General features: G+C 60.8%; 12 protein-coding genes. 2 read left to right on the top strand and 10 right to left on the bottom strand.

Annotated features, from left to right (window positions below):
* Window positions 1-19: 19 nt before the first annotated feature.
* The 8 genes from ACN0SY_RS02565 to ACN0SY_RS02530 all read right to left on the bottom strand — a co-directional run bounded on the left by ACN0SY_RS02565 (window position 20) and on the right by ACN0SY_RS02530 (window position 9,160).
* Window positions 20-2,053, bottom strand: a complete 2,034-nt coding sequence (locus ACN0SY_RS02565) for an ASKHA domain-containing protein (RefSeq protein WP_417684191.1) — start codon at window positions 2,051-2,053, stop codon at window positions 20-22.
* Between the two features lie 253 nt (window positions 2,054-2,306).
* Window positions 2,307-3,260: a methyltetrahydrofolate cobalamin methyltransferase gene (locus tag ACN0SY_RS02560; RefSeq protein ID WP_417684190.1), complete on the bottom strand. Its 954-nt coding sequence runs from the start codon at window positions 3,258-3,260 to the stop codon at window positions 2,307-2,309.
* A complete protein-coding gene (locus tag ACN0SY_RS02555) occupies window positions 3,257-4,153 on the bottom strand; it encodes a methylenetetrahydrofolate reductase (protein ID WP_417684189.1) in 897 nt (298 codons plus the stop codon). Before ACN0SY_RS02555 ends, ACN0SY_RS02560 begins: the two co-directional genes overlap by 4 nt.
* Window positions 4,150-4,461 (bottom strand): virulence factor, encoded by a 312-nt coding sequence (locus ACN0SY_RS02550; protein WP_417684188.1) that lies wholly within the window; start codon window positions 4,459-4,461, stop codon window positions 4,150-4,152. The genes ACN0SY_RS02555 and ACN0SY_RS02550 overlap by 4 nt, the downstream gene beginning before the upstream one ends.
* A gap of 104 nt (window positions 4,462-4,565) precedes the next feature.
* A complete protein-coding gene (locus ACN0SY_RS02545) occupies window positions 4,566-5,177 on the bottom strand; it encodes a DUF1638 domain-containing protein (RefSeq protein ID WP_417684187.1) in 612 nt (203 codons plus the stop codon).
* A gap of 78 nt (window positions 5,178-5,255) precedes the next feature.
* Window positions 5,256-5,957, bottom strand: a complete 702-nt coding sequence (locus ACN0SY_RS02540; RefSeq protein WP_417684186.1) for a corrinoid protein — start codon at window positions 5,955-5,957, stop codon at window positions 5,256-5,258.
* A 149-nt stretch (window positions 5,958-6,106) separates the two neighbouring features.
* Window positions 6,107-7,777, bottom strand: coding sequence for a formate--tetrahydrofolate ligase (locus tag ACN0SY_RS02535; protein ID WP_417684185.1), 1,671 nt, complete (start codon window positions 7,775-7,777; stop codon window positions 6,107-6,109).
* Between the two features lie 150 nt (window positions 7,778-7,927).
* Entirely contained in the window at window positions 7,928-9,160 is a 1,233-nt protein-coding gene (locus ACN0SY_RS02530; RefSeq protein ID WP_417685851.1) for a winged helix-turn-helix domain-containing protein, read from the bottom strand.
* A gap of 98 nt (window positions 9,161-9,258) precedes the next feature.
* Here ACN0SY_RS02530 and ACN0SY_RS02525 point away from each other — a divergent pair, with 98 nt between their 5' ends.
* On the top strand, window positions 9,259-10,008 hold the full coding sequence (locus ACN0SY_RS02525; RefSeq protein WP_417684184.1) for a sulfite exporter TauE/SafE family protein: 750 nt from the start codon (window positions 9,259-9,261) through the stop codon (window positions 10,006-10,008).
* 35 nt (window positions 10,009-10,043) lie between these two features.
* On the opposite strand, the gene ACN0SY_RS02520 is transcribed toward ACN0SY_RS02525, so the two are convergent.
* Window positions 10,044-11,066 (bottom strand): GlxA family transcriptional regulator, encoded by a 1,023-nt coding sequence (locus ACN0SY_RS02520; protein WP_417684183.1) that lies wholly within the window; start codon window positions 11,064-11,066, stop codon window positions 10,044-10,046.
* A 439-nt stretch (window positions 11,067-11,505) separates the two neighbouring features.
* Here ACN0SY_RS02520 and ACN0SY_RS02515 point away from each other — a divergent pair, with 439 nt between their 5' ends.
* Complete coding sequence (locus ACN0SY_RS02515) at window positions 11,506-12,318, top strand: ferredoxin--NADP reductase (RefSeq protein ID WP_417684182.1); 813 nt, start codon at window positions 11,506-11,508, stop codon at window positions 12,316-12,318.
* A 67-nt stretch (window positions 12,319-12,385) separates the two neighbouring features.
* On the opposite strand, the gene ACN0SY_RS02510 is transcribed toward ACN0SY_RS02515, so the two are convergent.
* Window positions 12,386-13,057 (bottom strand): TylF/MycF/NovP-related O-methyltransferase, encoded by a 672-nt coding sequence (locus tag ACN0SY_RS02510; protein ID WP_417684181.1) that lies wholly within the window; start codon window positions 13,055-13,057, stop codon window positions 12,386-12,388.
* Window positions 13,058-13,201 lie beyond the last annotated feature (144 nt).

Here is a 13,201-nt window from a genome sequence, read left to right as displayed (position 1 = left end):
GTGGCTCGTGTATCTGCGCCTAGCGGCCCTCCCGTCGCCGACGGCGGCGGCCGCCCTCCGGTCCGCCGGACGCACCGCCAGAACTTTCAGGCAGGACGACGGCAGCGCGCAAGTTGGGGAAGGGATCAACCTTGTTGGGCAATGCCATGGCATTGACGAAATGCTCCTGGAACTTAGGCTCCAGCGCGGTTTCGATCTTCTCGATGTCGCGCACCGTGCGTTCCACCTCCCGGCGATGGTCGGTGTTCAGCAGGGCCATGCGCGCGCCGGTTCCCGCTGCATTGCCGACGCCAGCGACCCCCTCAAGCGGGCAGTCGGGAATGAGCCCCAGCACCATGGCATAGGTCGGGTCGATATAGCTGCCGAAAGCGCCAGCCAGACGGATCCGGTCGATCCGGTCCGTCCCGAGCTTGTCCTGCAACAGCTTGACCCCGGCATAGAGTGCAGCCTTGGCCAGCTGGATCGCGCGGATATCGGTCTGCAGGATCGATATATCGATACCCTCCGAGGCGATGACATAGGAAAACGTGCGGCCGTTCGCGACTATGCGGGGCGTTCGCTCCATCATCGCGCCATTGATCACGCCGTCCTCCGTGATGAGGCCGCAAAGATACATCTCGGCAACGGCCTCGATGATGCCGGAGCCGCAGATGCCGGTGACACCGACCTGATCTATCTTGTCGGCAAAGCCTTTCTCGTCGGACCACTCGTCCAGTCCAATCACCTTGAAGCGCGGTTCCAGCGTTTCCCGGTCTATCCGGATCCGCTCTATGGCCCCGGGCGCTGCCCGCTGCCCGGAGGAGATTTCCGCCCCTTCAAACGCCGGTCCCGTGGGCGAACTGGCAGCGAGCAGCCGGTTCTTGTTGCCCAGAATGATCTCGGCATTGGTGCCGACATCCACCAGAAGGGTGATTTCCTCGGATCTGCCCGGTGCTTCCGAAAGCGTAGCTGCGGCCGCGTCCGCCCCGACATGACCGGCGATGCAGGGCACCATGTAGACAGTTGCACCGGGGTTCAGCTCCAGAGCGAGGTCACGGGCCTTCAGGTGCAAAGCGTCGGATACGGCGAGGGCGAAGGGCGCGCCACCCAGTTCCACCGGATCAATGCCGAGAAACAGGTGATGCATGACCGGATTGCCGACAAAGACCGCATTCAGAACGTCCGCGCGCTCGGCCCCGACATCCGCGACCAGTTTGCCGACGAGGGCGTTGATCGCCTCGCGAACCGTTCGCGTCAGATCCGGCAGCTTCGTGGGGTTCATCTGGACATACGAGACCCGAGACATCAGGTCTTCACCGAAGCGGATCTGTGGGTTCGATGTGCCCGCGGAAGAAACCGTGCGTCCGGTCGCCAGATCACACAGATGGGCGGCGATGGTCGTGGACCCGATATCGACCGCCAGGCCATAGGCTCTGGAATGCTTTCCAGGCCATAGAGCGACGATTTCCGAGGGGTGTTGTCCATCATGGTGCAGGGCCGCGGTCACCGTCCAGCTGCCCTTGCGCAAGATCGTCTGGATCTGCGGAAGAAGGGTTGGATCGAGTGCGATTTGATCTGCCGCGATTTTCCCGGCGACAGCCTCGCGCAGGCGGTCTGCATCCCCGCGCGGCGTTTCCATTGACGGCTCTTCCAGCGTCACGGTGACCAGTGAAATGGCAGGTTTCGGCTCGATCGCGCGCGCTTCGGCGCGCTTGCGCACGACCTGCCGGTTGGTCTGGGCCTCGGTAGGCACGTCCACGACCAGATCGCCCAGGATCTTTGCCTGACAAGACAGACGGCGCGCGGGGTCCAGAGACCTCAAGGAGCGGTAGCGGCGTTCCGCATCGGTTTCACTGTCCAGATGGTTGGCCGCACTGGTCAGCGCTTCCTTGGCAAATTGCCCTTCGGATACGGAAACCTGACAGCGTCCGCAGATGCCGCGCCCGCCACAGACCGATTCCACGTAAACACCGAGCGAGCGTGCCGCATCGAGCAGCGGTGTTCCGATCGCAAAGGTTCCGCGCCGTCCGCTTGGCTGGAACACGACCTTGGCTGTCTGTCGCAGCTCAGACATGGTTGAGCCTCGGCCCTTGATACCCGGAGTTTCGTCGGTGCTTCAGATCGCAGAAATATCCACACACTCCCGTCTCCCCCTTGGAGGGGGAGATGTCGGCTCTTGCCGACAGAGGGGGGGAGCGGTCTTGCCGCAGAGCCGTGCGTAAGCTGTGGGGCACCAGTCCCCCCCTCTGTCTCCTGCGGAGACATCTCCCCCTCAAGGCGGGAGAGGGACGGGAGGGTACAAACGATTTGACCTTACTTTCGTTCATCTATGCCGCACCGCGTCGGGCTGCACGGCCACCGCGTCGCCGCCCGGACGATGGAGCCGTTGCTTCGGCGCTAGGTGTTACGCCCGGTGCTGCAGGCGTGTGATCGCGGTAGCTCATGATCCATTCCTGGCAATTCGGATCATGTCCGGCGAGCACATTTGCGGCGCGAACGGCTTCCATTTCCTGCGGGCGGCAGGGGTTCATGATTGCGCTTGTCATTCCCGAGGCGATCACCATCGGAATGAAGGCCGAATTGATGCCATGGCGATGGGGCAGGCCGAAGGAGATGTTGGACAGGCCGCAGGTCGTGTTGACCTTCAGCTCTTCCTTCAGGCGGCGCAGCAGCTTGAACACCTGATCACCGGCGGAGCCCATGGCCCCGATCGGCATGACCAGCGGATCGACGACGATGTCATGGGCAGGAATGCCGTAGTCCGCAGCGCGTTGGACGATCTTCCTCGCCACCTCGAACCTCACGTCCGGATCTTCCGAAATGCCCGTCTCGTCGTTGGAGATCGCGACCACAGGCACGTCGTATTTCTTGATCAGGGGCAGGATGGCTTCCAGCTTTTCCTCTTCACCCGTCACGGAATTGACCAGCGGACGTCCCTTGGCGACCTTCAGCCCGGCCTCGATGGCGGCGGTCACCGAGGAATCGATGGACAGGGGAACGTCGACGAGCCTTTGCACGATCTCCAGTGTCTTCACCAAGAGGGGGGGCTCGGTCTCGTTGGGATTGACGGCGGTAACGCCGGCATTGACGTCGAGCATGGTGGCACCCGCGGCGACCTGTGCGAGTGCGTCCTTTTCCACGGTCTCGAAATTGTCCTCGATCATCTCGGCCGCGAGCTTCTTGCGTCCGGTCGGGTTGATCCGCTCGCCGATGACGCAGAACGGCTGATCGAAGCCGATGATGATTTCCTTGGTCGCGGAAGCGACGACGGTACGGGTCATTGGGCGATCTCCTGAGGGGCTTGCGGGGCGCTCACTCCGGTCTCTCGAAAGGACCAACTGCCGCGTTCGTTCAGCCATGAGGATGTCTTGGCGATGCCGCCAAAAGGATAGACGTGGAGTTTGACAAGCGGAGTCCTGGGATCCCGCCGGAGACGGGCTTCGAGCGGGCCGACCATGGTCTCCGGATCGTAGCCGGAAAGCAGGGACACCACAGAACCGCCGCGTTTCTTGAGAAATTTCAGGGAGTTTTCGACGCCCGCGAAGGCGGCATACTTGAGGAGGGTCGTCATCTTGGCAGGTCCGGCGATGCCGACATGAACCCGGAACCGGTTGCCCCATGAGGCCAACTCGTCCAGCCACTGGTTGAGGCGCACCGGGTCGAAGCCGAACTGGGTGACGATGTGGAAGGAGGCATCGCTCTGCGCCGAGAGCTCATGTTTGCGCTGTAGAAACTGGCGAATGACGTCAGAAGGAATGTCAGGAGCGCCTTCCGGATGACCGGCGACGCCGATGCTCCGAATCCCCAGTTCATCGAAGAGGCCGGTCTCGATCAAGGCGACGGAAGATGTCAGGGGGCCCGGCGCATCCGTTTCTCCGGCGATGGCAAGCACGTCACGAACGCCGCCTTCCTCTACAAGCCGGCGGATACGGCGTTCAAACGCTTCGCGGCTCTGATATCGCCGCGCTGCCATGTGCGGGACTGGAACGAGACCGGTGGACGACAACCTTCCCGCCGCCGCGACGATCTGGTCCTCCGGCGCGTTGCCGAGATCTGTCACGTAGACATGAGTGCCGGCGGGTATCAGATCGAGAAGCTCGGGTTTCTCCATGACCTGCCGGGGAGACATTTCCGTCGAGGCGGGCAGGGGGAGTTGCACTGCAGCCAGCGTCATGCGGCGTCCTCCGTGATCCAGCCGTCCGTTGCGACAAGCGCCAGGACCCGCTCTTTCGGGTAGGCTGCCAACAAATCGGCGAGCGCCGCGTCGGCCTCCAGTTCCAGGTCGTCAGAGACATCTACGGCCTCTGCGCGCCGCCATTCGGCGAGATAGGCTTCGCTATCCTTCGCGCCCACTTTCATCGCGCAGGAGTCAATCGCCTGCATGAACAGTTCCGGCAATTCGCGGCGAGCGGAATTCCGCCCTTTCCGGATCAGGATCTGAGCCGGAATATCGCGCCACAGGACAATGATTTTCTGGGCCATGGAGGATTCCTTTCTGCCCCCAGACTGCGGCCGGATCAGTCGGACGGAGACGGAATTTGCGTCACCGCAAAGACCAAAAGCGACGTCATGACCGTGCGGTGAAATCAGGTTGGGACATGCTCTGGAGCGTCACCCAGAAAATCGGTCATCAGGCCGAAGCCGGTGTGGCGCATCTCGAACGCAAGTCCCAGTTCACGCGCTGCATCTTTTGCGGCAGCCTCCAGCTCCGGGTCCGCGGTCTGGGCCAGGTAAAGCACTCTGGAATAGTGGGCGAAATAGGTATCCCGTAGCTGCGGCGCGCGGTCCAGACCAAGTGGCTCGACTACCATCGTGCGGAAATGGCGGACCAGAAAGTCGGTCAGGTAGAAGGTACCCAGGTGATCCGCTTCCAGGTCGTCGAAGGTTTCGAGACCGGCGAAGAAGGCATAGCAATGGGCGCCAGCAATCCGCCTTGCGCCGGTTTCGGCCAGAACCTTGTCGAGTGCGCCACCTGTGCCACAATCGGCATAGGCAACGAGAATGTCTGCGTAGCTTCCGCGGGTCTCATCGATCACCTTCCGCACAGCGTCCGGAATGTTCCGGGGCTGATTGTGCAGTTGGGCCGGCAGGCATCTAAGTTCGATGTGGCCGAGGCCATTCGCGCTGCAGATGGCAAGGATTTCACGTGCAAGCGCGCCGCAGGCGATCACCAGCACATTGTCCGGATTTCCCGGCAAGGCACGAGCCGGAAAGCCGGCGGGATTTGACGCCCGCGGCGACCGCCTTCGCAAGTTAGCGCCCCGGCGCATTGCGGTTCAGGCCGTTTCGGCCAGCTGATTGTGCTTGCGCAACATCAGCTCCTTGGCGGTTTCGACCGCGACAGCCGCGTCACGGCAGTAGCCGTCGGCACCGACGGCCATGCCGAATTCCTCGTTCAGCGGCGCTCCGCCGACAAGAACGATGTAGTCGTCCCGGATGCCTTTCTCGACCATCGTGTCGATCACGACCTTCATGTAGGGCATGGTGGTGGTCAGGAGCGCCGACATGCCGAGGATGTCCGGCTTGTGCTCCTCGAGCGCGGCCAGATAGTTCTCGACCGGGTTGTTGATCCCGATGTCGATCACCTCGAAGCCGGCCCCTTCCATCATCATGGAGACCAGGTTCTTGCCGATGTCGTGAATGTCACCCTTGACCGTGCCGATCACCATCTTGCCCATCTTCGGAGCGCCGGTCTCGGCGAGGAGCGGACGGAGGATGCCCATTCCGGCCTTCATGGCGTTGGCCGACAAAAGGACTTCCGGAACGAAGAGGATGCCATCCCGGAAGTCGACGCCGACGATGCGCATCCCTTCCACCAATGCCTTGGTCAGGATGTCATAGGGCGCCCAGCCACGTCCCAGCAGGATGTTGACGGCTTCGACGATTTCCTCGCCGAGGCCGTCATACAGGTCATCGTGCATCTGCTCGACGAGTTCATCGTCGGCAAGGGCGGCAAGATCGATATCGTCGTCGGACATGGCTGCGTATGCACCCCTTGAAAGTCGCTGTCTCCATCGACTTTGAGACCGGGGCTGGAACGCGGATATCACCAATGCGACGCGCCAAGTCGCACCTGCGACAAGGGCATCTCCCTCAGAGCGAAAAGGTCAGGGGCAGGAGGGGCTTGTCAGAACAAGCCCTCGATCTGACCTCGGTCGTCCAGCCCGATCCGCGTGGCGGAGGGGACGCTCGGCAGGCCGGGCATTGTCATGATCTGACCGCAGATCACGACGATGAAGCCGGCACCGGCGGACAGACGCACCTCGCGAACCGGAACACTGTGCCCGGTCGGGGCACCGCGCAGGTCCGGATCGGTCGAGAAGGAGTATTGGGTCTTTGCCATGCAAACTGGAAGATGGCCGAAGCCCTGTGCTTCCCAGCTGTGCAGTTGGTCACGGACCGACTTGTCCGCCAACACTTCGTTCGCCCGGTAAATCCGCTTTGCAACCTGCTCGATCTTGGCAAAGAGCGACAGGTGGTCGTCATAGAGCGGGGCGAATTGTGCCTGCCCGCTTTCTGCCATCTCGACGACCTTGAGGGCCAGAGCTTCGGTCCCTTTCGAGCCGTCAGCCCAGTGGGTTGCGAGAATGGCTTCCACCCCATGATCGGCGCAGAACTGCTTCACGGCAGCGACTTCGGCAACCGTGTCGGAGGTGAAGTGGTTGATCGCGACGACAGCAGGCACGCCGAACTGCTTGACGTTCTCAATGTGACGGCCGAGGTTCTCGCAGCCCTTGATGACCGCTCCGACATTCTCCGTGCCGAGGTTCTCCTTTGCGACATCGCCATTCATCTTCAGGGCGCGGATCGTCGCGACGATCACGACGGCATCAGGCGCAAGGCCGGCCTTGCGGCACTTGATGTCGAAAAATTTCTCCGCGCCAAGGTCGGCGCCAAATCCGGCTTCGGTGACGACATAATCGGCCAGCTTCAGGGCGGACGTCGTCGCCACGACGGAGTTGCAGCCATGGGCGATATTGGCAAACGGGCCGCCGTGAACGAAGGCCGGATTGTTCTCCAATGTCTGGACCAGGTTCGGCTGGATTGCCTCCTTGAGAAGGACGGTCATCGCGCCGTCGGCTTCAAGCTCGCGCGCGGTGACGGCGGTCTTGTCGCGCCGGTAGCCGATGATGATGTCGCCGAGACGCTTTTGCAGGTCGTCAAGATCCGTCGCCAGGCAGAGGATGGCCATGATTTCCGAGGCGACGGTGATGTCGAAACCGCCTTCACGGGGGAACCCGTTCGACACCCCGCCGAGGGAACAGACGATCGAGCGCAGCGCTCGGTCGTTCATGTCCATGACCCGGCGCCATGTAATCCGGCGTGGATCGATATCCAGCTTGTTGCCCCAGTAGATATGGTTGTCGATCATCGCGGCCAGCAGATTGTGCGCCGAGGTGATCGCGTGGAAGTCACCCGTGAAATGGAGGTTGATGTCCTCCATCGGCACGACCTGGGCCTTGCCGCCGCCCGCAGCCCCGCCCTTCATGCCGAAGCAGGGACCGAGCGACGGCTCGCGCAGGCAGATGGCGGCCTTCTTGCCGATCCGGTTGAGGCCGTCTCCCAGACCGACAGTGGTGGTGGTTTTGCCTTCGCCGGCGGGCGTCGGATTGATTGCCGTCACAAGAACAAGCTTGCCGTTCGGTCGTTCGGAAAGGGTCGACAGGAAGGCTCCATCCAGCTTGGCCTTGGTCCTGCCATAGGGGATGAGAGCGTCCTCCGGAATGCCAAGCCGTTCGCCGATCTGCGCGATGGGGCGCATGTTCGCAGCGCGGGCAATCTCGATGTCGGTGGTCATTCGGAACTACCTCGGTTGTGATCTTCTTGCTCTTGTGCCGTTCAGGCGGGCTCTTGCTCAGTGTCATACACTAGAGAGCTGTGCGGCGCAGCAGGATGCGGTTGCGCGACGTGCCTGCGTCCAAATGCGACGCTAGCCGAAGCCTGTTTTTCAGTCGAGCGGTGCACGTTGCCAGTCCGCGGCGAAGGATATGGCGGACACGCCGGCAAGCCGGGCGGACCGGGTGAGCGCGCTTTCAAGCCTGGAAAGGCGGCCGGCGGTCATTCGGATGGAGGGTTCGGGCCAGAACGCCGTAACATGCAGCCGGTCTTCCGCGCGATGGGCCTTCATGTCGATCCGTCCGATCAGCTTCTCACCCTCAAGCACTGGAAAGACATAGTAGCCATATTTGCGCTTGGGTTCGGGAACGAATACCTCAATTCGGTAGTGAAAGCCGAACAGTCGCTCGGTGCGTTTGCGGTCGCGCAGCATAGGGTCGAAGGGGGACAGGATACGCAGGCTCGAAGGAGGCGCTCCAAGGTCTTGTGCTTCCGCAAGTGTCCGGGGATAGGCGAAGGCCTTGCGGGGAGACTGCCCGCCCGCACCCTCGACCAGAACCTCGACAATTGCGGCGTTCCTGGATTTGGCTTCGCACCATGTCTTCGCTTCTGCCGGAGTGATCAGGTCGAAGAATGCGGCGATCTCGCCGGAGGTGGCAAATCCCAGCCGGCTCAGCGCTTCGCTGCAGGCCCAGTCGACTGTCTCGTCCGTGTCGGGCTCATGATGGCGATGTTGATCCGGAATTACACGCTCGGTCAGATCGTAGACTTTCTGGAAGCCATTTCGGCCGCTGACAGAGAGCTGGCCCGAGCGCCACAGGTATTCCAGCGCGGTCTTGGACGGATGCCAGTCCCACCAGCCACCGTTCGCGCGTTCCTCGTCTTCGCCGACCTCTCCGGACGTGACGGGCCCATGCGCGGCGATGCGGTTCAGCACCGCTTCGAATTTTTCCTCGAAGCTCTCGCCCTGCCAGTTCCGCCAGCGACCGCGCAGGCGTTCGCCATCCCGCCGGAACTTCAGCTTCCAGTGCGGATAAAAGCGGGTCGGGATCACCGAGGCATCATGGGTCCAGTGTTCGAACAGGTGCCTGTCGGTCTCGAGCAGGGGTTTGAGGTGCTTGTCCCGATAGGCATTCCGCCGTGACGACAGGATCATGTGATGAGCGCGGGAAACGGTGTTGATGCTGTCGACCTGAACGAAGCCCAGATCCTCGATCACGCCGAGAAGATCGGCGCCCTTGCCGGTGCCCTTCGGTGCTGCCAGCAACCCGTGCCGCTTCATGAACAGGCGGCGGGCGGTGGTGTTGGACAGAACGGGCAGGGAAGGGGGGCGGATGGCGGTCATGCTGTCAGTGGTAGCAGGCGACGGGACGATCGCAAAACCCGAAATCGGACCGGCAAGCATGCTTTCCACGTGCCCGTGAAACTGTCTAGTGTGAGGCAATGGACAGTCCGATTCTCATTCCCCTCATTATTGGTGTCTTCTTCTTGGCAGGTCTCGTCAAAGGCATTATCGGCCTTGGCCTCCCGACCGTTGCGCTCAGCCTGATGACGGTGACGACCAATCTCCCGACGGCCATGGCGCTGATGCTTGTGCCGACGTTCACCACGAACCTTCTTCAGGCGGTTACAGGCGGCCACCTTGCCGTCGTTCTGAAGCGGATCTGGTTGTTTCTGGTCTGCGCGACGGTCACTGTATGGCTCGGCACACTGGTGTTGAAGGACGCAAACCTGTCGCTCATGTCGGCGCTGCTTGGCGCGGTACTGGTGATCTACGCGCTGATGGGGTTTTCCGGCTTTTCCTTCCAGACACCGAGCGCGCGCGAGAAGCCCTTCGGCATTTTGCTTGGAAGCATCAACGGCATTCTCACCGGAATGGTCGGCTCCTATGCGGTGCCGGGGGTCATTTATCTGCAAAGCCTGGGTCTGGCGCGAGATCCATTCGTGCAGGCCATGGGCCTCCTGTTTCTGGGCTCCACCATCGCGCTTGGCGCAAGCCTGTCGGGTACGGGGCTGATGGATGGTGAGATGGGGATGATGTCCGCGGCAGCGACCGTGCCGGCGATTGCCGGGTTCTTCTGTGGTCAGGCTATTCGCAAGCGGCTGTCCGAGGCCTTGTTCCGCACCTTGTTCTACTGCGGCATTCTCGCGCTCGGTCTTTTCATCGTCGTGCGGGTGCTGCTTCTCGGTTGAACCGGCCTCTTGCAGAACGCCCCGGGCAAGGCGCGTCAGATCACTGCCGGCTGCGCCATGTCCTGGACAGGTTCCGGAACTGCACCCCACTGGTACGTTCGCCGTTCTTCCGTCGGCGTGCATCCATACCGCTCACGGTAGCACTTGGTGAAGTGTGACGTTGATGCGAAGCCACAGGCAATGGCAACGTCAAGGACCGGACGGCCGGTGCGGCGAAGAAGGTCGCGTGCCGTTTCGAGCCGCAGGCGCAGGTAATACTGGCCCGGAGTGCAGTTGAAATGCCGGCGGAACAGCCGTTCGAGCTGGCGCGGAGACAGGTTTACCGTCAGTGCCAGTTGCTGGCAGCTCAAGGGGTCCTCGATGTGGAGGTCCATGATCCGCACGGCATCAAGGATCTTGATGTTGGCAATACCGGTCCTTGCTTCTGCGTCATGGCGCTGAACGCTCTCACCGGTACGGATGTTCTGGTAGAGCGAAACCTCGGCAATGTCGTGCGCCAGGGCCGCGCCATGTTGGATCGCGATCAGGCGCAGCATCATGTCGAGGGCGGCCATTCCACCCGCACTCGTGATGCAGTTGCGGTCGATCGTGAATATGTCCTGGCTGACTTCGATATCCGGAAACTCTTCGGCCAGGGAACGCAGGTTCTCCCAGTGAATGGTGCAGCGACGGCCATCCAGGAGGTTATAGCGCGCCAGAAGATAGGCGCCGGTGCAGACAGCGCCATAGGTCCGTCCCATGGCGTTGAGCTTTCTCAGGCGCTTTCCGAGCTCCGCACTCAGCGGAAGGCGTTCGACGTCAATGCCGGAGCACAAAAGAGTTACATCAGCGTCGCCTAGATCAGAAATAGAATAATCCGCACCGACGGAAACTCCATTGCTGGCGCAGACAGGATTCCCGTCTATGGAGTAAGTTGACCAAACGTAATATTCTGACCCCAAAAGGCGATTTGCTAACCGCAGCGGCTCGATCACTGATGAGAATGCTATCATTGAGAAGCGGTCGAACAGGACAAAAGCTATTCTTTTGCCTTCCGAATACTGATTGCTGTTCGACATCGCGTCCATTCCCGTGAAGTGTCTGGCAAGCTTATCTTCTCTTGTTGCTTCAAGGTTGCTTGGGGAATCTCCGTTTGTCAAACAATCGGTGGCTTAGAGTGCGTATAGTGTTTGCGTTTTCTTGTGCTGCGCTGCATATATTTGCTGCAGTGCGTTCTTCGCGGGCTTGCCCCGGAGCGGAAAAGCCGCCAAAAGCCGATGTCGAGGAATCCAGCGCGCGACCTGCGATCCTGAATCGTCTTTGGTGACAGGGCAGCCAAACGCCACCCTGCCGGAAAAAGCGTTGCCTTCGGCCGCAACATTCGGTCAAATTTTCTGGTTTCGGTCGTTTTGCCGCCATCTGGTTGCTTCATATCAATGCCCAGGCAGTGATAGAAACCGAGCCTGAGAATTCTTCCTTCGACCTGATCGCGCTTATTGAGAACGGAAAACGAAGCACATGAACGTCCTTGCCAAGGCAGCAGACCTGGAAGCAGCCGCACCCGCAGGTGCCTTCGTCCAGGAAGTCACATCGGTTCAGCACTACACGGACCGCTTGTTCAAGTTCCGCATGACCCGCCCGGCGAGCTTCCGCTTCCGTTCCGGGGAATTCGTCATGATCGGCCTGATGATCGACGGCAAGCCGCTCTATCGCGCCTATTCCATCGCCAGTCCGTCCTGGGACGAAGAGCTGGAGTTCTTTTCAATCAAGGTGCCGGATGGTCCGCTGACTCAGCACCTTCAGAAGATCCAGCCGGGCGACGCGGTTTTGATGAAGAAGAAGCCGACCGGCACCCTCGTCAACGATGCCCTTATCCCGGGCAAGCGAGTCTACATGTTCTCCACCGGTACCGGTCTGGCGCCTTTTGCCAGCCTGATCCGCGATCCGGAGACCTACGAGAAGTTCGACCAGGTGATTGTCACGCATACATGTCGTGAAGTTGCCGAACTGAAATACGGTCTGGATCTCGTCGAGGAGACGAAGAACGATCCGCTGATCGGTGAACTGGCACAGGAAAAGCTGGTTCACTACACCTCGGTGACCCGAGAGGACTATCCGTTCAAGGGCCGCATCACCGACCTGATCGAGAGCGGGAAGCTGTTCACCGACCTCGGCGTTCCGCCGCTCGATCCGGCGATCGACCGCGGCATGATCTGCGGCTCCATGGAGATGCTCAAGGATACCAAGGCGTTGCTTGAAAAGGCAGGCCTTAACGAAGGCGCCAACAACAAGCCTGCCGAATTCGTTGTCGAGCGGGCGTTTGTAGGCTGATCCGTCAGAGCAAATTCGATTGAAATGCACCGCCGTCCAGGTTTTCCCCGGGCGGCGGTTGTTGCTGTTATTCTTTTACGATGAATGCCGGTGCGTGGTTGAAGCGCAGTTTTTGCAGCCTTTGACCGGTCTTTTCGATGAAGCTGTCGACCGCCTGGGTAGCCCCTTCGACGGCGTTGTAGTCGTCAATGACAACAAGGCCACCCGGGACGACCCGATCCCATAGCTGTTCCAAAGCAAACGCCGTCGGTTCCTTCACGTCCATGTCGAGATGCAGCAGGGCGAGGCGTGTTTGCGGTTGAACTTCCAGATAAGCGGGGACGGTAGCAAGAACATCGCCCTCGATCAGTCGGGTGTTCTGGTCAAGACCCTTGAATTTGAGAATCTTGGCAAGCTGGTCGCGCGCGAGACCATCGCCGACGCCCGCCTCAAAGCGCTTGATAAAGGCATGGTCGTTGGGATTGCTCAGCCCCTCGGCCGGGAACTTCCCGAAAACATCGAAGCCCACGATTTTTCTGGATGTCGCCGTTTCCAGAAAGCTGCGGAACTGGGCAAACCTGATGAGCGAAGCCCCCTTGAACACACCGAGCTCGAAAATGTCGCCCGGCAGCTCAACGATCCTGCAATAGAGTTCGTATTGGGCAAGCAGTTTCCCCATCCGGGTGGCGTCGGAGAACCAGTAGAACGCGTTCTCGTGGTCCCAAACCTCTGCACTGTTGAGACCGTTGACCGTGAGCATTGCTTTTCCCGAGTGCCGTTGCCGATTTCGCGATAGTCCTACGCGCTCATGAGAAGGGCAACATGCTGCAAGCGCGATAGGCCCTCACATTCCAGATTGTCCCCGTCCGATTGGCCCGAAGGCCTTCTGTTTTCAGGCAGGCCG

The sequence above is a fragment of the Roseibium sp. genome, from assembly GCF_048261595.1.
Classification (GTDB): domain Bacteria; phylum Pseudomonadota; class Alphaproteobacteria; order Rhizobiales; family Stappiaceae; genus Roseibium.
This window is presented reverse-complemented; position numbering and strand designations above follow the sequence as displayed.

Coding starts and splice junctions, on each gene's coding strand:
- ACN0SY_RS02565 (WP_417684191.1), bottom strand. CDS start 2,053: ATGTCTGAGCTGCGACAGACAGCCAAGGTCGTGTTCCAGCCAAGCGGA.
- ACN0SY_RS02560 (WP_417684190.1), bottom strand. CDS start 3,260: ATGACCCGTACCGTCGTCGCTTCCGCGACCAAGGAAATCATCATCGGC.
- ACN0SY_RS02555 (WP_417684189.1), bottom strand. CDS start 4,153: ATGACGCTGGCTGCAGTGCAACTCCCCCTGCCCGCCTCGACGGAAATG.
- ACN0SY_RS02550 (WP_417684188.1), bottom strand. CDS start 4,461: ATGGCCCAGAAAATCATTGTCCTGTGGCGCGATATTCCGGCTCAGATC.
- ACN0SY_RS02540 (WP_417684186.1), bottom strand. CDS start 5,957: ATGTCCGACGACGATATCGATCTTGCCGCCCTTGCCGACGATGAACTC.
- ACN0SY_RS02535 (WP_417684185.1), bottom strand. CDS start 7,777: ATGACCACCGACATCGAGATTGCCCGCGCTGCGAACATGCGCCCCATC.
- ACN0SY_RS02530 (WP_417685851.1), bottom strand. CDS start 9,160: ATGACCGCCATCCGCCCCCCTTCCCTGCCCGTTCTGTCCAACACCACC.
- ACN0SY_RS02525 (WP_417684184.1), top strand. CDS start 9,259: ATGGACAGTCCGATTCTCATTCCCCTCATTATTGGTGTCTTCTTCTTG.
- ACN0SY_RS02520 (WP_417684183.1), bottom strand. CDS start 11,066: ATGTCGAACAGCAATCAGTATTCGGAAGGCAAAAGAATAGCTTTTGTC.
- ACN0SY_RS02515 (WP_417684182.1), top strand. CDS start 11,506: ATGAACGTCCTTGCCAAGGCAGCAGACCTGGAAGCAGCCGCACCCGCA.
- ACN0SY_RS02510 (WP_417684181.1), bottom strand. CDS start 13,057: ATGCTCACGGTCAACGGTCTCAACAGTGCAGAGGTTTGGGACCACGAG.